This is a genomic window from Streptosporangium sp. H16, assembly GCF_051918855.1.
Lineage (GTDB): Bacteria > Actinomycetota > Actinomycetes > Streptosporangiales > Streptosporangiaceae > Streptosporangium.
In genome coordinates, this window is record NZ_JBPXMD010000020.1 from 78,598 (window position 1) to 100,901 (window position 22,304).

The 22,304-nt window shown below is 69.8% G+C and carries 17 protein-coding genes and 1 riboswitch; of the genes, 11 read left to right on the forward strand and 6 right to left on the reverse strand.

From position 1 onward, the window contains the following. Window positions 1-39: 39 nt before the first annotated feature. The 5 genes from panC to ACTOQ2_RS29065 all read left to right on the forward strand — a co-directional run bounded on the left by panC (window position 40) and on the right by ACTOQ2_RS29065 (window position 7,516). Entirely contained in the window at window positions 40-855 is an 816-nt protein-coding gene (panC, locus tag ACTOQ2_RS29045; protein WP_440103967.1) for a pantoate--beta-alanine ligase, read from the forward strand. 285 nt (window positions 856-1,140) lie between these two features. Further along, on the forward strand, window positions 1,141-3,699 hold the full coding sequence (locus ACTOQ2_RS29050; RefSeq protein WP_440103817.1) for an L-aspartate oxidase: 2,559 nt from the start codon (window positions 1,141-1,143) through the stop codon (window positions 3,697-3,699). Then, window positions 3,699-4,481, forward strand: a complete 783-nt coding sequence (locus ACTOQ2_RS29055; RefSeq protein ID WP_350972521.1) for a type III pantothenate kinase — start codon at window positions 3,699-3,701, stop codon at window positions 4,479-4,481. The genes ACTOQ2_RS29050 and ACTOQ2_RS29055 overlap by 1 nt, the downstream gene beginning before the upstream one ends. A 214-nt stretch (window positions 4,482-4,695) precedes the next feature. Further along, a complete protein-coding gene (gene lysX, locus ACTOQ2_RS29060) occupies window positions 4,696-6,153 on the forward strand; it encodes a bifunctional lysylphosphatidylglycerol synthetase/lysine--tRNA ligase LysX (RefSeq protein WP_440103968.1) in 1,458 nt (485 codons plus the stop codon). A gap of 1,162 nt (window positions 6,154-7,315) precedes the next feature. Beyond that, entirely contained in the window at window positions 7,316-7,516 is a 201-nt protein-coding gene (locus tag ACTOQ2_RS29065; protein WP_030905642.1) for a LuxR C-terminal-related transcriptional regulator, read from the forward strand. A gap of 133 nt (window positions 7,517-7,649) precedes the next feature. On the opposite strand, the gene ACTOQ2_RS29070 is transcribed toward ACTOQ2_RS29065, so the two are convergent. Further along, window positions 7,650-8,699: an NlpC/P60 family protein gene (locus ACTOQ2_RS29070; protein WP_440103819.1), complete on the reverse strand. Its 1,050-nt coding sequence runs from the start codon at window positions 8,697-8,699 to the stop codon at window positions 7,650-7,652. 5 nt (window positions 8,700-8,704) lie between these two features. Beyond that, window positions 8,705-8,849: riboswitch (cyclic di-AMP (ydaO/yuaA leader) on the reverse strand. Window positions 8,850-9,185: 336 nt separating this feature from the next. Between ACTOQ2_RS29070 and ACTOQ2_RS29075 the strand changes: the two genes are divergently transcribed. From ACTOQ2_RS29075 to ACTOQ2_RS29095, 5 genes are all read left to right on the forward strand, one after another. Further along, the gene (locus ACTOQ2_RS29075; RefSeq protein ID WP_440103821.1) at window positions 9,186-9,857 is read left to right on the forward strand and encodes an amino-acid N-acetyltransferase; all 672 of its coding nucleotides are present in this window, start codon (window positions 9,186-9,188) and stop codon (window positions 9,855-9,857) included. 228 nt (window positions 9,858-10,085) lie between these two features. Beyond that, window positions 10,086-11,201 carry an RDD family protein gene (locus tag ACTOQ2_RS29080; RefSeq protein ID WP_440103823.1) on the forward strand — a complete coding sequence of 372 codons (1,116 nt, stop codon included), beginning with the start codon at window positions 10,086-10,088 and terminating at the stop codon, window positions 11,199-11,201. A 1,289-nt stretch (window positions 11,202-12,490) separates the two neighbouring features. After that, a complete protein-coding gene (locus ACTOQ2_RS29085) occupies window positions 12,491-12,823 on the forward strand; it encodes a histone-like nucleoid-structuring protein Lsr2 (RefSeq protein ID WP_012895497.1) in 333 nt (110 codons plus the stop codon). A 279-nt stretch (window positions 12,824-13,102) separates the two neighbouring features. After that, a complete protein-coding gene (locus ACTOQ2_RS29090; RefSeq protein WP_344744009.1) occupies window positions 13,103-15,610 on the forward strand; it encodes an ATP-dependent Clp protease ATP-binding subunit in 2,508 nt (835 codons plus the stop codon). A gap of 354 nt (window positions 15,611-15,964) precedes the next feature. Then, complete coding sequence (locus ACTOQ2_RS29095) at window positions 15,965-16,915, forward strand: TIM barrel protein (protein WP_362695265.1); 951 nt, start codon at window positions 15,965-15,967, stop codon at window positions 16,913-16,915. Between the two features lie 87 nt (window positions 16,916-17,002). On the opposite strand, the gene ACTOQ2_RS29100 is transcribed toward ACTOQ2_RS29095, so the two are convergent. After that, on the reverse strand, window positions 17,003-17,878 hold the full coding sequence (locus tag ACTOQ2_RS29100; protein WP_440103825.1) for an A/G-specific adenine glycosylase: 876 nt from the start codon (window positions 17,876-17,878) through the stop codon (window positions 17,003-17,005). A 143-nt stretch (window positions 17,879-18,021) separates the two neighbouring features. Between ACTOQ2_RS29100 and ACTOQ2_RS29105 the strand changes: the two genes are divergently transcribed. After that, window positions 18,022-18,693, forward strand: coding sequence for a hypothetical protein (locus ACTOQ2_RS29105; protein WP_440103827.1), 672 nt, complete (start codon window positions 18,022-18,024; stop codon window positions 18,691-18,693). A 33-nt stretch (window positions 18,694-18,726) separates the two neighbouring features. Here the strand turns inward: ACTOQ2_RS29105 and disA are convergent, their stop codons facing one another. The 4 genes from disA to ACTOQ2_RS29125 form a co-directional block, all read right to left on the reverse strand. Then, the gene (disA, locus tag ACTOQ2_RS29110) at window positions 18,727-19,812 is read right to left on the reverse strand and encodes a DNA integrity scanning diadenylate cyclase DisA (protein ID WP_440103829.1); all 1,086 of its coding nucleotides are present in this window, start codon (window positions 19,810-19,812) and stop codon (window positions 18,727-18,729) included. 242 nt (window positions 19,813-20,054) lie between these two features. Further along, entirely contained in the window at window positions 20,055-21,458 is a 1,404-nt protein-coding gene (gene radA, locus ACTOQ2_RS29115) for a DNA repair protein RadA (RefSeq protein WP_440071342.1), read from the reverse strand. A 92-nt stretch (window positions 21,459-21,550) separates the two neighbouring features. Next, the gene (trxA, locus tag ACTOQ2_RS29120) at window positions 21,551-21,865 is read right to left on the reverse strand and encodes a thioredoxin (protein ID WP_440103831.1); all 315 of its coding nucleotides are present in this window, start codon (window positions 21,863-21,865) and stop codon (window positions 21,551-21,553) included. Further along, complete coding sequence (locus tag ACTOQ2_RS29125; RefSeq protein ID WP_440103970.1) at window positions 21,862-22,242, reverse strand: MerR family transcriptional regulator; 381 nt, start codon at window positions 22,240-22,242, stop codon at window positions 21,862-21,864. The genes trxA and ACTOQ2_RS29125 overlap by 4 nt, the downstream gene beginning before the upstream one ends. Window positions 22,243-22,304 lie beyond the last annotated feature (62 nt).

Here is a 22,304-nt window from a genome sequence, read left to right on the forward strand (position 1 = left end):
GCGGACGACCGCGCAGGGCTGCTCAAGGCCCGCGAGGCACTGGGGATCGGCGCGGGCGCCTCCCCCGGCTCCGGCGGGGGGAGCGCGCTGGCGCTCGTGCCGACCATGGGCGCGCTGCACGAGGGGCACCGCTCGCTCATCCGGCTGGCCCGTGAGAGGGCCGCGCACGTGGCGGTGAGCATCTTCGTGAACCCGCTCCAGTTCGGGCCCACCGAGGACTTCTCCCGCTATCCCCGCACGTTCGACGCCGACCTCGAGGTCTGTGAGGCCGAGGGGGTGAGCGTGGTGTTCGCCCCCTCGGCCGAGGACATGTACCTGCCGGACAGGCAGGTCGGGGTCTCCGCGGGCGGGATGGGCTCGGTCGTCGAGGGGGAGTTCAGGCCCGGCCACCTCGACGGCGTGCTGACCGTGGTGCTGAAGCTGTTCAACCTGGTCCAGCCGGACGTGGCGGTGTTCGGGCAGAAGGACGCCCAGCAGCTCGCGGTGATCCGCAGGATGGTCGCCGACCTGAACCTGCCGGTCTCGATCGTCGGCGGGCCCACGGTCCGCGAGCCGGACGGCCTGGCGCTGTCCAGCCGCAACCGCTACCTGTCACCGGACGACCGGGTGACGGCCCTGGCCCTGTCGCGTGCCCTGACGGCGGGGGCCGGGCGGCGCGCGCCCGCGGAGATCCGCCGGGCCGCGCTCGCCGTCCTGGAGGCCGAGCCTTCGCTGGCGCTCGACTACCTGGTCCTGGTCGACCCCGCGACCTTCGCGGAGGTCGGCGACGGCCACGCGGGTGAGGCGATCCTCGCGGTGGCCGCCAGGGTGGGGTCCACCAGGCTGATCGACAACGTCACGCTCGACATCCGCTGACCCCCGGCCGCTCGCCGGCAGGAGTCGGCGGGCGGTGGCCGGTGGCCGATGACTGGCGGGCGGTGATCGACGAGCGGCCGGCGGTGGTGGACGACCGGTGAGCGGCCGGTGACGAGAGGTAACCGGTGAGTGGCCGGTGGCGAGCCGCCGTGTGCGTCCCCGAGCTGCGGTGATTTCAAGGTTCGGGCGAAATGTCCCACCCCGGGGAACAGCCGCCGCGAAGCTCGCGTTATCGTCACACTGACGAAATCAACGGCCTCTAATGAACCCCGCGAGGAGGCGGCTATGAGCATCCCGGCCATTCCCCAGAGGTTGACCGCCCCGCCTCCGGGCTGGACGGTCCGGGCGGACGTGGTCGTGGTGGGCTCCGGCGTCGCCGGCCTCACCCTGGCGCTGCGGTACGTCGCCCTCGACCCCGGGGCGAAGGTCCTGGTCGTCACCAAGGACGTCCTGTCGTCCGGCTCGACCCGCTGGGCACAGGGCGGCATCGCCGCCGTGCTCGACCCGCGGGACACCCCCGAGGAACACCTGTCGGACACGCTCGTCGCCGGAGTCGGACTCTGCGACGAGGAGGCCGTCCGGACCCTGGTGACCGAGGGGCCCGGCGCGCTGCGCGGCCTGATCGCGGTGGGCGCCCGGTTTGACACCGACGCCTCGGGGGCGCTCCAGCTCACCAGGGAGGGCGGCCACCGGCGCGACCGCATCGTGCACGCGGGCGGCGACGCCACCGGGGCCGAGGTGCAGCGGGCACTCGTCCAGGCCGTCGCGGAGTCGGGGATCGAGGTGATCGAGCACGCGCTCGTCCTCGACCTCCTCAAGGACGCCGAGGGCCGTACCGCGGGAGTGACCCTGCACGTCATGGGCGAGGGCGAGCGCGACGGGGTGGGCGCGGTCACGGCGGGGGCCGTGGTGCTGGCCACCGGCGGCATGGGACAGGTCTACGCCGCCACCACCAACCCCGTCGTCTCCACCGGCGACGGGGTGGCGCTCGCGCTGCGCGCGGGCGCCGTCGTCAGGGACCTGGAGTTCGTCCAGTTCCACCCGACCGTCCTCTGGCTCGGCGAGCACTCCACCGGCCAGCAGCCGCTGATCTCCGAGGCGGTCAGGGGCGAGGGAGCCGTACTGGTCGACGCGGACGGCACCCGGTTCATGGAGGGCGTCCACGAGCTCGCCGACCTCGCCCCCCGCGACGTCGTGGCCAAGGCGATCATGCGGCGGATGCGCGCCACCGGCGCCGACCACGTCTATCTCGACGCCCGCCACTTCGGCGAGGAGAAGTGGCGCACCCGCTTCCCGACGATCCACGCGGTCTGCCTGGAGCACGGCATCGACCCGGTCACCCAGCTCGTCCCCGTCGCGCCCGCCGCCCACTACGCCAGCGGCGGCGTCCGCGCCGACCTGCGCGGCCGTACCAGCGTGCCCGGCCTGTACGCGTGCGGCGAGGTCGCGTGCACCGGCGTGCACGGCGCCAACCGGCTGGCCTCCAACTCCCTGCTCGAAGGCCTGGTCTTCGCCGGGCGCATCGCCGCCGACATCCACGCGGTACGGGCCGCCCGCGGCAAGAGCGCGACGCTGCCGGTCGCGGGCGAGCCGGCCCCCGACGACCGGCCCACCGGCCTGATCGACCCCAGGGCCCGGACCAGGATCCAGGGGCACATGAGCCGGGGGGCGAGCGTGCTGCGCGGCGAGGAGTCCCTGGGCGAGGTCGCCAGGGCCCTGCTGAACCTCAGGTGGACCCCGGTGGCGGTGGAGCCGTGCACCGAGTCCTGGGAGACCACCAACCTGCTGACGGTCGCCTCCGCGCTCGTGGCGGCCGCCCGCGAACGCCGGGAGACCCGGGGCTCGCACTGGCGTGAGGACTTTCCCGAGCGCGACGACGACTGGTGGCTGGGCCACCTCGACACCACCCTGACCGCGGAGGGACCCGCCATGACATACGTACCGCACGGGCGGCGCGCGACCGCCCTGCCGTCCCAGGTGGAGAACGACCTGGTCGAGGCGGGCCTGGACCCGGCGGTGGTGGCCGCGATCCTGGAGGCCGCCGCGGCCGAGGACCTGCAGGAGGCGGGCGACGTCACCAGCCTCGCCACCATCCCCGCCGACCAGACCGCCACCGCCGACGTGGTGGCCCGCGAGGACGGCGTGGTCGCGGGGCTGGTCGTGGCCGAGGGTGCGTTCGCCCACCTCGGCCAGGGCCGGCTGGTGGCCGAGCGCAAGGTCAAGGACGGCGAGCGTGTCGCCAGGGGCGACGTGCTGATGACCGTCACCGGTCCCACCCGGGACCTGCTGACCGCCGAGCGCACCGCGCTCAACCTGCTCACCCACCTGTCCGGCATCGCGACCCTCACCGGCCGCTGGGTCCTGGCCGTCGAGGGGACCGGGGCCCGGATCAGGGACAGCCGCAAGACGCTGCCCGGACTGCGCGCCCTGGAGAAGTACGCCGTCCGGTGCGGCGGCGGAACCAATCACCGGATGTCGCTTTCGGACGCCGCGCTGATCAAGGACAATCACGTGGTGGCCTCGGGCGGGGTCGCCGAGGCGTTCCGTGCGGTCCGCGACGCCTACCCCGGTCTGCCGATCGAGGTCGAGGTCGACCGGATCGACCAGATCGAGCCGGTGCTGGCCGAGGGAGCGGAGGAGATCCTGTTGGACAATTTCACCGTCGAGGAGCTGGCGCGGGCCGTACGGCTGGTCGCCGGCAGGGCACGGCTGGAGTCCAGCGGGGGACTGACCCTCCAGGTCGCTCGTGACGTGGCCGAAACAGGTGTTGACTACCTTGCCGTGGGCGCGCTCACGCACTCGGCGCCGGCGCTGGACATCGCCTTGGACCTTCGGGGGAATTGATGCTGCTTGCCATCGACGTCGGCAACACTCACACCGTTCTCGGGCTCTTCGAGGGCGAGGACGTCATCGAGCACTGGCGGATCGCCACGGACGCCCGGCGCACGGCGGACGAGATCGCCGTCGTGCTCCAGGGGCTGCTCGGGCAGTCGCCGCTGCTCAAGGGCGCCGACGTCAACGGCATCGTGATCTGCTCCACCGTCCCCTCGGTGCTCAACGAGATGCGCGAGATGTGCCGCCGCTACTACGGCGACGTGAACGCGGTGATCGTCGAGCCCGGCGTCCGCACCGGGGTGCCGGTCCGGATGGACAACCCGAAGGAGGTCGGCAGCGACCGCATCGTCAACGCGCTGGCGGCCATCCAGTTGTACGGCGGGCCGTGCGTCATCGTCGACTTCGGGACCGCCACCTCCTTCGACGCCGTCTCCGCCAAGGGGGAGTACGTCGGCGCGGTGACCGCCCCCGGGATCGAGATCTCGGTGGACGCGCTCGCCGCGGCCGGGGCGCAGCTGCACAAGGTGGAGCTGATCCGCCCCCGCTCGGTGATCGCGAAGAACACCGTCGAGGCGCTCCAGGCCGGCATCATCTACGGCTTCGCCGGTCAGGTCGACGGGATCGTCGAGCGGATGGCGGCCGAGCTCGCCGTCGACCCCGACGACGTCACCGTGGTCGCCACCGGCAGCGCGGCGCCGCTCGTGGTCAGCGAGGCGCGCTCGATCGACATGCACGAACCCTGGCTCACGCTGATCGGCCTGCGGCTGATCTACCATCGCAACGCCCCCTGAGGGCGCCGCGGCACGGAGGAGGCGTCCCTCCCCCGTGCCGCGCGACCGGTTCCCGCGCCGCGCGACGGGCTTCCGCACCGTGTGACGGGCTTCCGCGCCGCAGGATGGGCTTCCGCGCCGCACGACCGGCGAACTCATGAGGTTCGCCACATCGGTACCCTTTGGAACTGTGACCGATGACGTGACGAATCCCGCCGAGGATCTGCCCGAGCAGATGCGCGTGCGCCGGGAGAAGCTCGACCGCCTCCGTTCCGAGAACGTCGACCCCTACCCGGTGAACTTCCCGCGCACCGCGACCAACGCCGAGATCCGCCAGAAATACGCTGATCTCTCCGCTGACACCGCGACGGGCGACAAAGTGGGCGTCACCGGCCGGGTGATGCTGTCCAGGACCGGCGGCAAGCTCTGCTTCGCCACCCTCCGCGACGGCTCAGGCGACCTCCAGGTCATGGTCTCCCTGGACAGGGTGGGCGAGGAGTCCCTGGCCGCGTGGAAGCGCGACGTCGACCTCGGCGACCACGTGGGCATCGAGGGCGAGGTCATCACCTCCCGCAGGGGCGAGCTGTCCATCCTCGCCGACCGCTGGGCGATCACGTCGAAGTGCCTGCGCCCGCTGCCGGAGAAGCACGCCGGGCTCACCGACCCCGAGGCGCGGGTCCGCCAGCGCTACGTCGACCTCATCGTCAACGACGAGGCCAGGAAGATGGCCCGCACCCGCAGCGCCGTGGTCCGGGCCGTCCGCGACTTCTGGCACGAGGAGGGCTACCTGGAGGTCGAGACGCCGATGCTCCAGCCGATCCACGGCGGAGCCACGGCCAGGCCCTTCAAGACCCACATCAACGCGTACGACATGGAGCTCTACCTCCGCATCGCGATCGAGCTCTACCTCAAGCGGCTGGTGGTCGGCGGCCTGGAGAAGGTCTTCGAGATCAACCGCAACTTCCGCAACGAGGGCGCGGACTCCACCCACAACCCCGAGTTCACGATGCTGGAGGCGTACGGCACGTATCTCGACTACAACGACATCGCCGACCTGACCCAGCGGATGATCCAGAGGGCCGTGCTGGCCGCACTCGGCCACTCCGTGGTCGTCCACCAGGGCCAGGAGATCGACCTCGGTCTGGCGAAGTGGCCGCGGATCACCCTGTACGGGTCGGTCTCCGAGGCGCTGGGCGAGGAGGTCACCACCGAGACGCCCCTGGAGCGCGTCCGCAAGCTCGCGGACGCGCGGGAGATCCACTGGGACGCCAAGTGGGGTCAGGGCAAACTCGTCCAGGAGATCTTCGAGGCCCTCGTCGAGCACACGCTCGTCCAGCCCACGTTCGTCATGGACTACCCGCTGGAGACCTCCCCGCTGGCCCGCACCCACCGGGACAACCCGCTCCTCACCGAGAAGTGGGACCTGATCGGCTTCGGCACCGAGCTGGGCACCGGCTACTCGGAGCTGGTCGACCCGGTCGAGCAGCGCCGCCGCCTCACCGAGCAGTCCCTGCTCGCCGCGGGCGGCGACGTCGAGGCCATGCAGCTTGACGAGGACTTCCTCACGGCCCTGGAATATGCGATGCCGCCCACCGGCGGCATGGGGCTCGGCATCGACCGCCTCGTCATGGCCTTCACCGGTAAGAACATCCGCGAGACCATCCTGTTCCCGCTGGTCAAGCCGACCGGCTGAACCCGGCGGGCGGCGGGTGAGGACGTTCTCCCCGTACGGTGCACCGGGCCGGGCACCGCGGCCCGGTGCCACCGCCACGAGGGGCGGTGTCGCCTCCTGACGACGGCGAGCGGCGGCGGAGGGTTCCCGGGCGGCGACGGCGGGCTCCCGGCCGTGCGCGGCCGGTTCCCGGCCGTGCGCGCGCCGGGGACGAGGCCGGACGGCGGCCCCGGTCACCGCTCGGGACAGGGGCGGGATCCGGCCGGGATCGCGTGGGGAGCCGGGCTCGGAAAGGGCCTGAGAGCCTGGTCGGCCGCGCCGGGCGGCGCCGTCACCGTCCCCTCCGCCGACCGGCGTCCCGGGCCGTCACGCGCCGGTGGACGCGAGCCGGAGCAGGAGCCGCGCGGCCGGGGCGCGGCGGAGCGGTTCCCCGATCGTCTCCGGCCCGTTCCCCGCGCGAGCGCCCCGAGGCGCCGGGGCGAAGCGCCCGCATAGATCCTCACGGACCCTCACGGACCTTCACGGATCAGGGCGGTTCCCCGCGGAGGCGGCCGAGGCCCCCCGGGCGAACCCGGCCGGTGGAAACGGCCGTTGGGCCCATGGCCCCGCGCAATATTGGACGCATTTCCGTATGGTGCAGAAATCCATTTCCAGTAGGTCCAATATCGCCCGGATGTTCCGTCGTCACCACGTGGCACTTCGCGAATGCCGCAAAGCTCCGCTCTTGACCCTCATATTTCCGTGTTATCCGTGGTGTGCCGTCAAGGTGGTGAGGACATGCTCGTCGGGAAGAGATCAATTTTTTCCGAGAAATGCGGACGGGCCGGATCCCCGAGCGGACGGCTTCGAGGTGCCCGGCGGGGCGGCGGTTCCGGCGAAATCTTGTTCTGCCAGGACCTCGGTCGCCGCAGCCAGGGATGCCTGCCGGCTCGTGCCTGGGCTCGATCATGACATAGCCGCAAAGGCACTGACATATCATGAGTACTTCACGTAGCGCCTGCTATGTCAATACTGGACGCACGCTATGAAGAGTGGAACTTGACGACCTTTGAACAAGGCGTTTACCGTTCCTGGCGGACGGTATTCATTTCCGGCGTCTCGCACCCGGTTTCCAGAGTGGGGGGAGTGACTCTTGATGGCATATCCAGAAGTGGATTCTCGCCATGGCGACAGCCCCCTGGGCATGAGCGATATCGGTCTCAGCGACGACGACCTTGTGCTGCTGGCCGAGCTCGCCAAGGGTGTCACGGTCGATCGGGTGGGGCGTCGCCTCGACATCAGCGGCCGGACGGTCAGGCGCAGGCTCAGGGGCATCTGCGACCGCATCGGCGTCGCCACGGCGATCGAGGCCGTGGCCTGGGCGGCCCGCCGCCGTCTGATCTGACGCACCGCCGCGTGTCCGGCAGGTCGGGCCGGACACGCGTGCGGGCCGGACACGCCCGCGGACCCCTGCACGGTATCCGGGGTACGCCCGGGACCCGGTTCGGCCGTGCGCGGCCCCGGTCGTCGACGCCGGTTCAGGCGGCGATGCGGACGCCTCCGGCGAAGGGCCGGTTGTCGATCGTGGCGATGTGGACGACGTCACCCGTCCGGGGGGCGTGGACCATCAGGCCCGCGCCGATGTAGATCCCGACGTGGTGCAGGTCGCTGTAGAAGAAGACCAGGTCGCCGGGGCGCAGCTCTTTCCTGGAGACGTGGGTGCCCGCGGTCCACTGGTCGCCGGTGTAGTGCGGCAGGCTGATGCCGACCTTCTGGTAGGCCCACATGACCAGGCCGGAGCAGTCGAAGGAGTTGGGCCCCTCGGCGCCCCAGACGTACGGCTTCAGCTGCTGGGTGAGGGCCCAGCGGGTGGCCTCCGCGGCCTTGCCGCTGCCGACGATGGGCACGTTCGTCTTCACCCGGGCGCCCCTGTTGCTGACGGCCCTGGTGCGCACCTCGCTGAACAGGTCGCTCTCGACCCGGTCGACCAACCGCTCGATCTTGGTCCGGTTGCCGTCGATCTCCGCCAGGATCTTCTTGACCTCCGCCGTCCTGGCCTTGGCACTGGCCTGGGCCCGCTCGGCGGCCTCGATCGCCCGGCTCACCTGGGCGACCTCCTCGCTCTGCTGCTGCTGGAGCGCGTAGTTGGTGGTGGCCTGGTCGAGGAAGGTGTCGGGGTCGGTGGCCTGGGTGAAGGCGAGCCCGGAGTTCAGGCCGCCCGACATGTAGGTGCTCTGTGCCAGGAGGGTGGCCTTGGTGCGACGGGCCGCCAGCTCGGACTCGCTCGACGCGAGGGTCTTCTTGGCACTCTCGGCGGCCCGCTGGGCCTGCTTGAGCTTGACCCGCTCGCCGTTGTAGCGCTCCGCGAGGATGCCGATCTCCTCGTGCAGCTTCTCGGCCTGCTTGGCCAGCTGCTGGAGGCTGGGCTCGGGGTCCGCGGTGGCCGCCACGAGCGGGGTGCCGAGGGTCAGGGTGGCGAATGCCAGGCCGACGACCGCCATGCGACGGCGCAGCCCTCGCGGCGCGCGTTCTCGGCAGCGGGTCTCGTGGCCCGCGTGCTTTCCTCCGCGGTCGCGCGTGCGCTTCACCAACGGGCTCCTCTCTCGGCCGCCTACCGGGTTAGCTGACGGGTTCGGGCCGGAGGCAGCCCTACCGGGTGCGCCGGTGGCACTCGGATTCACCCCGGAGGACGTGGTGGGTCCCCGGTTCCCCTGTGAGGGATTCGGCGGGTCAGGCTTTTTACGTCTCTGACATCGAGCACGGAGATTAGTGCACCTGTGGTTCCTGCTCAACCAGAACTGCGAATTCAGTAGAGGTTTCGCAACTGAGGTGTCACGAAAAGATCACACCTCAAAATGATCAACATGGCCATTACGCTGCCTTTGCTTCCCGTGCGACGGGTGTGGCCGAGGTCTTCCCAGCTCCGGGACCGTGCCAAAGGTGAGTTGTGGCACACGAGAGGTGCCGCACACCGAGAGTGGTAATGCGATCGCCAAGGGTCATGTGTGGTCTGCGAGCTGCGAGTTAAGGATGAGCCGTAATTGAAGACCCGTGAGGACGTACGCTGAACGGTCATGGAGCAGCTTGCTGAGCATTCTCCCGTGCCGGCCATTCGCGCCTCCGGCGACGGGGAGCGGCGCGCCGAATCCGCGGGGGCGGAGCGGGGTTCGCCCGGCCCGGGGACGGGCCCCGAGGTCTCCGAGGTCTCCGAGGTCGCTGTCCGCCGCGCCCGCACCCCGGACGTGCGGGCCATCAGGCGGCTCGTCGACACCTACGGCGGTGTCGGCCCGCGCCTGCTGGAGAAGGCCACCGTCACCCTGTACGAGGACGTCCAGGAGTTCTGGGTCGCCACCGACGGGGAGGGGGAGGTGATCGGCTGCGGGGCACTCCACGTCCTCTGGGAGGATCTGGCCGAGATCCGCACCGTCGCCGTCGATCCGACCCGCAGGGGGATGGGAATCGGCCACCGGATCGTCTCCGCGCTCATTCGCACGGCCGCCGAGCTGGGCCTGCGCCGGGTCTTCTGCCTGACCTTCGAGGTCGACTTCTTCGGCCGGCACGGATTCCGGGAAATCCAGGGCACGCCCGTCGCCCCGGAGGTCTACGCCGAACTTCTCGCCTCCTATGACGAGGGTGTGGCGGAGTTCCTCGATCTGGAACACGTCAAGCCCAACACCTTGGGAAACACCCGGATGCTGCTGCACCTGACACGTGAGCCCGACTCTGGTGACTTTGGAGCTGACTGATCGGAAAGGTGACTGTTGATACCTATGTCGATACCTTGTGCAGCAGCATGCATGTGCGTCTGACATTTGCCACATGCGCAGTCTAAGTGAGGTGACGCGGTGAGCACCGGACAGCCGCCGTATCCACAGGATGATCCCGACCGCGATCGCACACCGTCGGGGCAGCCGGATTACGGACAGCACAACGCGGGTCGAGCCCCTGGCGAACTCGACCCCGACGTGACAGTCGTGGGGTATCGGTCGGAGGCCTCACAGCCGAACACCGGCCCAGGGCAGAGCCAGCCCGGATACGGTCAGCAGGGCTACGGGCAGCAGGGGTACGGCCAGCAGCCCGGCTACGGCCAGCAGCAGGGTTATGGTCAGCAGCCCGACTACGGGCAGCAGGGCTACGGCCAGCAGCAGGGGTACGGCCAGCAGGGCGGGACCGGCGCGTACGGGCAGCAGCCAGGCTACGGCCAGCAGTCCTCCCACGAGCAGCAGGGCTACGGTCAGCAGCAGGGGTACGGCCAGCAGGGCGGGACCGGCGCGTACGGGCAGCAGCCCGGCTACGGCCAGCAGCCGCCCCAGCCCGGTTACGGCCAGCAGCCCGACTACGGGCAACAGCAGCAGTACGGCCAGCAGGGCGGGACCGGCGCGTACGGGCAGCAGCCCGGCTACGGCCAGCAGCCGCCCCAGCCCGGTTACGGCCAGCAGCCCGACTACGGGCAACAGCAGCAGTACGGCCAGCAGCCCGGTTACGGCCAGCAGCCCGACTACGGGCAGCAGGGCTACGGCCACCAGCAGCCCGCGTACGGGCAGCAGGGCTACGGCCAGCCGTACGGCGGTCCTCCCGGGGCCCCCGCCCCGCTCGCCGAGTGGTGGCAGCGCCTGGTGGCGAGGATCGTCGACGGGGTCATCCTGGCGATCCCGACGTTCATCATCAGCGCGGTGCTGACCGGCCTGCTCGTGACGTTCCCCAGTTTCAACAGCGAGACGGGCGAGGTCACGGAGGCGAGCGGCCTGTTCCTCTCGACCCTCCTCATCTCGCTGGTCACCTCGGGGATCTACTTCGCCTACGAGTTCTTCATGATCAGCAGGGGCGGGCAGACCGTTGGCAAGATGGTCATGGGCATCAAGGTCGTGCCGGTCGGCAGCGCACTGCCGCCCGGCGGGCTCAGCTCCGACGTCGCGCTCAAGCGCGCCGGCGTGCTTTACGGTCCGCAGTTCCTGACCTGGGTGCCGTTCCTGAACTACGTCGTCTACATCTTCAGTCTCGTGAACGTGTTGTGGCTGCTGTGGGACAAGCCCCTGCAGCAGGCACTGCACGACAAGGTGGCCGAGACGGTCGTCGTCAAGATCAAGTAGTTCTCCGAATAACGGGGCCGGCGGTTGAACCGCCGGCCCCGTTTTCACGTACAGGCGAGAAAACGAGGGGTCTTAGGGACCTCGTATGGGTCTCGGGGTCCGGGTCACGGAAGGGCAAAACCATTTGCCGCGCCCTGAGCAACGCGGGGGAACTTATGACCGAGTCTCGCCCCGCTCGTCGGAATATTCGCGTACGGTGCCCACAACGGGCTCACCGGCGCCCGTGGGTCTCCTATGAGGCGTCAATGCCGGATCCGCCGCCGTCGGGGGTTCGCGCACTACTCACCGAATGGTCGATCCGTCGTGCCTCCGGCATCCTCGGCGATCCCGTGCCGGATTCTCTTCTTCGCCTTCCGCGGCGCGTTCGGGACAGCCGGTGAAGGCCTTCTTACGGATCCGGATCAGGGACGCGTGGTGTTGGCGGGGTTGTCCGAGGGGCCCATCGTGTTTGGTGGTTATACGGTCTACGACTATGTACTCCGTGCCGGAGCGGGTCGTACTCTTGGCGAGAAAGTGTTGAAGATCCGTCTTGTTCCATACGCTTGCGTCACATCGGCTCACACCGGGGTGATGAAGCGAGCGGCTCTCCGTCCTGGCGTTCCACCGACGGCGGGCATTCCCGTGATGAACACGCTCGAGGCGATCTCCGGCTCCATGGCATGGTGTCGTTCGTCCCGGCGGGCCGGCCCTCTCAGCAGGGGTTTCGGCGCGAGGAGGTCGACGGCGCGGCGGCCGGGAACCCGGCGGGCATTGGTATTACGGAGACGGTGATGATCACCTGATCGCCCTGTCGGTTTTTCCTCACGGCTTTACGACCGCAACCGGTAAGGCGGCTGGAGAGAAGCATTAGGCTGGAGAGAGACGGACATGGTCGCCCCTGCTGACGCGTGTCGCCGGCCGGTGGCGCTATGGTCATCTGTGGGCGGTTCCAGACCGATCGGGCGTGCCTGCACGGCCCGGGAGTCGTCGCCACATTTCCATGGTCCCCAGAAAGCCACCACGGTGCGGAGCGAGGACGAATGTACGACGTATTGTCCGCGTTGATACCCCCGGCGATCGTCGGCGGGGCCTTCATCTTCGGAGTCGTCAAGCTACTTCGGAGTGAAGCCGCCGGTCGGCGTCCGGCAAAACGACCCGGCCCGGAGTCGCAGAAGAGCTGATCCACGGGAGGCTCGACTGCGAGTCTCGGTAGCCTGTGAGAATCGCCGGGCTCCTGGAATTGCCGCTCTTCGATCGCGGGTATATGTTTAGCTTGCGAATGAAACAATACCCGCGAAAGGATTGTGTAGATGGCCAAGCAGATCCAGGAGATTCTCATCGACGACCTCGATGGGGGCGAGGCCAATGAGACTGTCGCCTTCGCGATTGACGGCACCAGCTATGAGATTGACCTGAGTGACGTTAACGCGAAGAAGCTCCGTGACTCCCTGTCGCCTTTCGTGCAGAGCGCCCGTCGGTCCGGCGCCCTGGCTCCCCGTCGCCGCCGTGCAGGCGGAGCGCGGGCGCTCACGCGAGAGAAGAGCGCCGACATCCGGGCGTGGGCGAAGTCTCACGGCCTCAATGTCAGCGAGCGCGGTCGAATCGCCTCCAAGATCGTCGAGCAGTACGAAGCGGCTCACTAGATCGGTTCAGCGGATCGAGTGAATCATGCGGTTATGGCGGTCACGGTGGGGTCCGGTGGCGGCCATGACCGCATGATGCGTTTCGCCGACAGACAAACGTCGTTCGCTTGCGGCGTAGCGGGAACATCCCACCCCTCGTAAGTAGTTGGATGGAGGGTGAACGCCCTGCTCTCGGGGAACGTCTTCTGCATAGAGCGGTCGCCGGGTCGGGGCTACCATGCGGGATGACAGGGCTCGGATATCCCGGACCTGCCTGACCGCTCTGTGAGGAGCGACGAGATGTTCGAGAGGTTCACCGACCGCGCACGGCGGGTTGTCGTCCTGGCCCAAGAAGAGGCCCGGATGCTCAACCACAACTACATCGGTACGGAGCACATTCTTCTTGGCTTGATCCATGAAGGTGAAGGCGTTGCCGCCAAGGCTCTGGAGAGCCTCGGCATCAGTCTTGAAGGTGTGCGTCAGCAGGTCGAGGAGATCATCGGCCAGGGTCAGTCTGCGCCGTCGGGGCACATTCCGTTCACCCCGCGTGCCAAGAAGGTCCTTGAGCTGTCGCTCCGCGAAGCCCTGCAACTAGGACACAACTACATCGGCACCGAGCACATTTTGCTCGGCCTCATCCGTGAGGGCGAGGGCGTCGCCGCCCAGGTGCTGGTGAAGCTGGGAGCCGACCTCAATCGGGTTCGGCAGCAGGTCATCCAGTTGCTCCACGGCTACCAGGGCAAGGAGCCGGCCGCCGCGGGCGGTCCGACCGAGGCCGCACCGTCGACCTCCCTTGTGCTGGACCAGTTCGGTCGCAACCTGACCCAGGCCGCCCGCGAGGGCAAGCTTGACCCGGTCATCGGCCGGGAGAAGGAAATCGAGCGGGTCATGCAGGTCCTGTCCCGCCGGACCAAGAACAACCCGGTCCTGGTGGGCGAGCCCGGCGTCGGCAAGACCGCCGTCGTGGAGGGCCTGTCCCAGAAGATCGTCAAGGGCGAGGTGCCGGAGACGCTCAAGGACAAGCAGCTCTACACCCTCGACCTGGGCGCCCTGGTGGCGGGTTCCCGCTACCGCGGTGACTTCGAGGAGCGGCTGAAGAAGGTCCTCAAGGAGATCCGCACCCGAGGCGACATCATCCTGTTCATCGACGAGCTCCACACGCTCGTCGGCGCGGGTGCCGCAGAGGGCGCGATCGACGCCGCCAGCATCCTGAAGCCGATGCTGGCCCGAGGCGAGCTGCAGACCATCGGAGCCACCACCCTCGACGAGTACCGCAAGCACCTGGAGAAGGACGCGGCGCTCGAGCGGCGCTTCCAGCCGATCCAGGTGGCCGAGCCCAGCCTCAGCCACACGATCGAGATCCTCAAGGGCCTGCGCGACCGTTACGAGGCACACCACCGCGTCTCCATCACGGACGGCGCCCTGGTGGCCGCGGCCCAGCTGGCCGACCGCTACATCAGCGACCGGTTCCTGCCCGACAAGGCGATCGACCTCATCGACGAGGCCGGCTCGCGCATGCGCATCCGCCGCATGACCGCGCCGCCGGACCTCCGCGAGTACGACGAGAAGATCGCCAACGTGCGGCGCGACAAGGAGTCCGCGATAGACGCGCAGGACTTCGAGAAGGCCGCCGCGCTGCGTGACCAGGAGAAGCAGCTCCAGCTCAAGCGCGAGCGCCGCGAGAAGGAGTGGAAGGCCGGCGACATGGACGTCGTCGCCGAGGTCACCGAGGAGCTCATCGCCGAGGTCCTGGCGACCGCCACCGGCATCCCGGTCTTCAAGCTCACCGAGGAGGAGTCCCAGCGACTGCTCCGCATGGAGGACGAGCTGCACAAGCGGATCATCGGTCAGGACGACGCCATCAAGGGTCTGTCCCGCTCGATCCGCCGTACGCGCGCCGGTCTGAAGGACCCGCGCCGTCCGGGTGGCTCGTTCATCTTCGCCGGCCCGTCCGGTGTCGGTAAGACCGAGCTGTCCAAGGCGCTGGCCGAGTTCCTGTTCGGGGACGAGGACGCGCTGATCATGCTGGACATGTCGGAGTTCATGGAGAAGCACACCGTCTCCCGCCTGTTCGGCTCGCCTCCCGGCTACGTCGGGTACGAGGAGGGCGGGCAGCTGACGGAGAAGGTGCGGCGCAAGCCGTTCTCGGTCGTCCTGTTCGACGAGATCGAGAAGGCCCACCCCGACATCTTCAACTCGCTGCTGCAGATCCTGGAAGACGGTCGCCTGACCGACGCCCAGGGCCGGGTGGTCGACTTCAAGAACACCGTCATCATCATGACGACGAACCTCGGCACCCGCGACATCTCCAAGGGTCAGGGCGTCGGCTTCGCGAAGAACAACGACGCCGAGTCCAACTACGACCGGATGAAGTCCAAGGTCCAGGAGGAGCTCAAGCAGCACTTCCGGCCGGAGTTCCTCAACCGTGTCGACGACATCGTGGTCTTCCACCAGCTCACGCCGAAGGAGATCATCCGCATCGTCGACCTGATGCTGGCCCAGGTGGGCCTGCGTCTGAAGGACCGCGACATGGGGATGGAGCTCACGCAGGAGGCCAAGCAGCTGCTGGCCGACCGTGGCTACGACCCGGTGATGGGCGCCCGCCCGCTCCGCCGTACGATCCAGCGCGAGCTGGAGGACACCCTGTCCGAGAAGATCCTGTACGGCGAGCTCCGTCCCGGCCAGATCGTGAAGATCGGCATCGAGGGCGAGGGTGAGAACGCGAAGTTCACCTTCATCGGTGAGAACGCGCCGGTCGACCAGGTTCCCGACTCGGCCGCCGCCATCGCGGAGCCGATCCAGAACTAGGACCGGCCGGGCATGGCCTGATCAAGCAGGGAGCAGACCCCGCAGTGAGGAGACTCACTGCGGGGTCTGCTTATTTGTTACCGAAGACGGTATCTCGCCACGACAGGTAGTACTACACTCTGTAGAGCGAGTTTGGTCGATCCCACCCAGATGGTCTCAACGTTGTACGGACTGCGTTGGGAGCGGTATCGAGGTCAGCCCAGCGACGTACCGAGAAATCAGCTCCGGGAGTGACGCGGAGGTCGGTGCCCGCGCGGGATGCTTCGGACCACCGGGTCGAGTTCCCGGCAGGCGTCGACGACCGGCGCGGGGCCACCGGGACGCTTACACGGAAAGCACGCCTTGGAGGCACGCATGCGTTTACGGCACGAGGACGGGACGCTCGTTCACCTGGCCTACAACGCGGGTGTGCACCCCGCCGAGGATCTGGAGAACCTCATCGCGCACCTGACGCGGTACGCGGTGCCGGTGCGCAAGCGCCTCGGGGTGGAGCGCATGGGGGTCGGCCTCTGGCTCTCCCCGAGCGTCGCCGACCATCTCACCGCCGACAGGATCGAGCTGGTGCGCCTGCGCCGCTCCCTCGAGGAGCGCGGCCTGGAGGTCGTCAGCCTCAACGGCACCGGCGGCAGGAACCAGGAGGTCCCCGGCCCCGACTGGGCCAAGCCCGAGCGTTACCGCTACACGATGGCCCTGGCCAAGATCCTGGCCTTCCTGCTCCCGCAGGACGTCCGTTTCGGGAGCATCTCCACCATCCCCATCGGCTGGCGCCGCGACTGGCCGGCCGACCTGCACTCGATCGCCTCGCGACGGCTGGAGCGCCTCGCCCGCGAGCTGCGCGGGCTGCACAGCGTCACCGGCAAGACGATCAGGGTCGGCTTCGAGCCGTGGCCCGGATGCGTGCTGGAGACCACCAAGCAGGCCCTCGACCGGGTGGGAGGCATCGACTCCGAGCATCTGGGGATCTGCCTGGACGCCTGTTACCTCGCGGGCGGCTCTGAGGAGCCCGGAGCGGCCCTGCGGGGCCTGGCCGACACCGGAGCCCCGGTGGTGAAGCTCGGCCACGTGCACAACCACATGGCCGCCGCCTGCCAGGAGCTGCCCAGCACCCGTCCGGTGCTGGAGGACACCCTCACCGCGATGCTCTCCGGCGCGGTGAACGGCACCGCGCACATCGAGGTGGAGACCCACGATCTGGCCGTGCCCCTGAGGACCAGGGGCCCCGGCGCCCTGGTCAACATGATCGCCGAGGAGCTCGACTGGGCCCGCACCAGCCTCACCGCCCTCGGCCTGCGCCTCGCCGCCTGACCTCCCGCGCTCGCCGGGCCCGGTCAGGAATCTCGCCGAGCCCGGTCAGGAGACTCGCCGGGTCCGGCAGGAGAGGGCCGCGCCGCTTCAGCCGGGGAGGCGGTAGGCGCCGTCGTCGAGGACCTCCGCCAGGCCGTCCGCCACCAGGCCGTCGAGGGCGCGCTCGCGCTGCGGGGCGTCGTCCCAGACCACGTCGAGAGCCTCCTTGGGTACGGCGCCGTGGGCCTGGCGCAGCACCGCGAGGAGGCGGCCACGGCACTGGCGGTCCGTGCCCGCATACGTCTGGCCCTTGCGCGCCGGACCGTCGTAGGCCGGTTTGCCCGCCAGGCGCCAGGCGCACAGGTCGCTGATCGGGCAGTCGGCACAGCGGGCGGCGCGGGCGGTGCAGACCAGGGCGCCCAGCTCCATGACGGCGACCGCCCAGACGGGGGCGCGGCCGGCGTCGGGGAGCAGCGAGGCGGCGAGCCGGCGCTCGGCGGGCGTGGTGGCCTTCGGCGGATACTCCTGGCCGCTGACGGCCCGCGCCAGGACCCGCCGCACGTTGGTGTCGAGAACCGCGTGACGGCCCTGGAAGGCGAAGCTGGCGACCGCGGCGGCGGTGTACTCGCCGACGCCGGGAAGCGCCAGCAGCGCGTCGTGGTCGGTGGGGACCTCGCCGCCGTGCCGGTCGGTGATCGCGCGGGCGCACGCGTGCAGGTTCAGTGCCCGTCGGGGGTAGCCGAGGCGGCCCCAGTGGCGTACAGCCTCGCCGGGGGACTCGCGGGCGAGCGAGGCGGGCGTGGGCCAGCGTTCCATCCACTCGGTCCAGACGGGCAGCACCCTGACCACCGGCGTCTGCTGCAGCATGATCTCGCTGACCAGGATCGACCAGGGGGAGGCGCCGGGCGTCCGCCAGGGAAGGTCGCGGGCGTTGCCGGCGTACCAGCCGAGGACGGGTTCGAGTAAGCGGTTCGACTCGGGCACCTTTCGACGATAGTGCGGCCTCGGGCACCCTTGGCCCGTCTTCACCTGCCTTCACCCGTCCCCGCCTCGTGCCCGGCGGCCGAAACAGGCCGGAAGCGGCGGGTCGCCTGCTGTGGCCCGCGAGGACTAACCATACTGAGCGTATGGATCCCGACACGTTCCGTAGCGACATCGGAGTCGACATCTACTGGCGGCGCCGGATGGCCGCGCTCGTCGGTGTGCTCGTGGTGGTCGCCGTCGTGGCGTGGGCCTGCTCGTCGACGAGCGGGCCGGACGACGTCAGGGAGCGGAACTCGGCCGCCCGGCAGGAGACACCTGACCCGCTGCTGGCCGTCCTGCCGACCGTGACGGTCATCCCCACGCCGTCCGCGAGCCCGACGCCCTCGCCGGGGGTGGCCAAGGCGTCCGCCAGGCCCAGGCGGCCCGGCGAGACCTGCGTCTCCCCGCAGCTCGTGCTGAGCATGGAGGGCCAGGGGACGGTCTACCCGGCGGGCATCCGGCCCCGGTTCGTCCTCACCCTCGTCAACGTCGGCAAGGTGATGTGCACCGCCGACGTCGGGCCGCGCGCCATGGAGGTGCGCATCACCTCCGGCGACGACCGCGTGTGGTCGTCCTCCGACTGCGTCAGCGGCGAGGCCACCAGGGTCCGCGAGCTCGAACGTGGCATCCCGTACGTCAAGGAGCTGGTGTGGGACCGTCGCCGCTCCGGTGACGACTGCGCCGCCGACCGCGCGGCCGCCCTGCCCGGCACCTACGTCGCGGTGGTCCACGCCCCGGGCCTGAGGAGCCGCAAGGCCGTCTTCCACCTCCGATAGCCGCCCGAGAGGGTCCCCGCCGGAGCGGGGACCTCAGACGTAGCGTTCCAGGATGGACGACTCCGCCAGGCGGGACAGGCCCTCGCGGATGTGGCGGGCCCTGGCCTCACCCACCCCGCCCACCTCCTGGAGCTCGCCGATGCTGGCCGCCAGGAGCTTCTGCAGGCTGCCGAACTGGTCGACGAGGCGGTCGACCACCGTGTTCGGCAGGCGCGGGACCTTGGCCAGCAGGCGGTAACCCCGGGGACTCACCGGGGTCTCCAGGGCGTCGTTGCCCGAGTGGCCGAGGATCTGGGCGACGACCGAGAGATCGAGCAGCTCGGCGGAGGAGAGCTGGTCGAGCTCGTGCAGCGCCTCGGCGAACTTGCGCGGACGGCGGCCCGCCACGGGCAGGTAGTCGCGCACGATCAGCTCGCGGTCGCTCTCCGTGCCGGCCACGAGCTCGTCCAGCTGCAGGGAGAGCAGCCGGCCGTCAGTGCCGAGCTCGACCACGTAACCGGCGATCTCCTCGGAGATGCGCCTGACCATCTCCAGCCGCTGGGCGACCACCGCGATGTCACGGACCGTCACCAGATCCTCGATCTCCAGCGCCGAGAGCGTGCCGGAGACCTCGTCCAGGCGGAGCTTGTAGCGCTCCAGCGTGGCCAGGGCCTGGTTGGACTTGGACAGGATGACCGCCGACTCCTCCACCACGTAGCGGATGCCGTCGAGGTAGAGGGCGATGATCCGCATGGACTTGCTGAGGGAGATGACCGGCAGCGACGTCTGCAGGGCCACGCGCTGGGCGGTGCGGTGCCGGGTGCCGGACTCGTCGGTGGGGATGGACGGATCGGGCATCAGGTGCACGGCCGCCCGCACGATCCGCAGGTCGCCGGAGTTGAGGACGATGGCGCCGTCCATCTTGGCCAGCTCTCGCAGCCGCGTCGCGGAGAACTCGACGTCAAGCTCGAAGCCGCCGCTGCATATCTCCTCGACCGTGCCGTCGTATCCCAGCACGATCAGGCCACCGGTGTGCCCGCGGAGAATGCGCTCCAGCCCGTCGCGCAGAGCGGTGCCCGGTGCGACCGCGGCCAGGACGGCTCTGCGGCGTTCGTCGAGTCCTTTGTAGGTTGCTGCCACATGACCCCCGTGGTCTGCGTATAACGGTCAGCTTACCGGCGAAGGCTCCGCGCGGCCCGGAATCGGCGGATGCCACGCGCCGTGCGGCTCCCGTGACGCGCCGCACCGCCGCGGGGCCGCAGGCCGCGGCTCCGGTGGCCCGCGCGGTGCCCGTGAGGCGTACCGGCGCGGGTCTGCGGCCCATGCGCCGTACGGCGCCTGTGACGGCCACGGGGGCGGGGCGCGGCTCAGGTGACGGGTGCTCAGGTGACGTGGGTGAGGGCATCCCAGACGTTCTCCGCCTCGACGACGTCGAATCCGGGCGCGAAGGGCGCGCCGCGTCCGGCCATGGGGACCAGGGAGTGGTCGCCGTTGCGCTTCTTGCCCGTGTCGAGGGAGCCCGCGGGGACCAGCGCCCGGGTGAAGCCCAGCCGGGCGGCCTCCGACAGGCGGCGCCGCACGTCGCGCACCGGGCGCAGCTCTCCGGCCAGGCCCACCTCGCCGAGCACCACCAGGCCGGAGGGCAGCGCCTTGTCGCCGGCCGCGCTGGCGACCGCCAGCATCACCGACAGGTCGACCGCGGGATCGCTGAGCTTGATCCCCCCGACGGTGGCGGTGAAGACGTCGCACCCGCCCAGCTTGGCGTTGAGCCGCCGCTCCAGCACGGCCAGGACCATCGTCACCCGGTAGGTGTCGAGCCCCGAGGAGGAGCGGCGCGGCTGCTGTGCCTCGGTCCTGGCGACCAGCGCCTGGACCTCGGCCGGCAGCGGCCGGGTGCCCTCCAGGGTGACCGTGACGCACGTGCCGGGCACCGGGTCGGTGCGGTGGGAGACGAACAGGCCGCTGGCGTCGGCGATGCCCTCGATGCCGCTCTCGTGAAGATCGAAGCAGCCGACCTCGTCGACCGGGCCGTACCGGTTCTTGATCGCGCGGACCAGGCGGAGCCGGGAGTGCCGGTCGCCCTCGAAGTGGAGCACGACGTCGACCAGGTGCTCCAGGGTCCGGGGGCCGGCGATCGAGCCCTCCTTGGTGACGTGGCCGACCAGCACGGTGGCCATGCCGCGCTCCTTGGCCAGCCGCACCAGGTTTCCCGCGACCTCCCTGACCTGGGTCACCCCGCCCGGCACGCCGGTCGCCTGGGTGGAGCCGATCGTCTGCACCGAGTCGACGATGAGCAGGTCGGGCCGGACCTTCTCGACGTGCGAGACCAGCGCGCCCAGGTCGGTCTCGGCGGCCAGGTAGAGGCGGTCCTGGATCGCGCCGATCCGGTCGGCCCTGATCCGCACCTGGGCGGCCGACTCCTCGCCCGTGATGTAGAGGACCGTCTGCTGCCGGGCGATCTTGGCCGCCGCCTCCAGCAGGAGGGTCGACTTGCCGATGCCGGGCTCGCCGGCGAGCAGCACCACGGCCCCGGGGACGAGGCCGCCGCCGAGGACCCGGTCGAGCTCGGGCACCCCGGTGCCGCGCGCGTGCGCCACCTCGGCCTTGACCTGGCCGATCGGCACCGCCGGCGCCGACACCGCCCCGGCGGAGGCCACGCGCGCGCCCGCGGGCGCCGTCTCCTCCTCGACCGTGCCCCAGGCCTGGCACTCGCCGCAGCGCCCCACCCACTTGGCCGTCTGCCACCCGCACTCGGCACAGCGGTAGCCACCAGCCTTCTTCGCCATGGCCGCACGTTACCGGCAGGGCCCGACAACTTTCACCCGGTACGGCATGCCGTACCGGGTGAAAGTCGCAGGGAGGGACGGCGCGCGCCCGGTCAGATGTGGCCTTCGAGGTCGGCCAGGAGCAGGCGCTTGGGCTTGGCGCCCTTGATCTGCTGCACGACCTCGCCGTCCTTGTAGAGGTTGAGCGTCGGCAGGCCGAGGACGCCGTACCTCGCCGTGATCTCGGGGTAGTCGTCGGCGTTGAGCTTGGCGATCGTGACGCGGTCGCCGTACTCGGCCTCGATCTCCGCCAGGACCGGCGCGATCATCTTGCACGGCCCGCACCACTCGGCCCAGAAGTCGACCAGGACGGGCTTGTCGCTCCGCAGCACCTGCTCGTCGAAGTTCTCCGCGGTCAATGTGATCATGATTTTCCCACTTTCCTCAGTACGCATCCTGGGCAGGCCGTGGTCAGTTGCGCCGCCACCTCTGCCCTCCGGGTGAGGAGCGCGCGGATCTCGTCGTCGATCTCCGCCAGCTTGCGCTGGTAGACGGCCACGGACTCCGGGCACGACCCCCCGGATTCGTGACCGGCCCGCAGGCAGTCCACGAACGGGCGGGCGTCGTCCAGGGTGAAGCCGACGGCGAGCAGCGAACGGATCTCGGAGACGAGCCTGAGATCCGTCTCCCCGTACTCCCGGTAGCCGTTGGCCGAGCGCCGCGCCGTGATCAGCCCCTGTTGCTCGTAGTAGCGCAGCGCCCGGGTGCTGACACCCGCCCGCCGCGCCAGCTCACCGATCCGCATCCGGCCCTCCCATGACACGACGATAAACCTTGACATCAACGTCAAGGTCAAGCGCCCGTCCC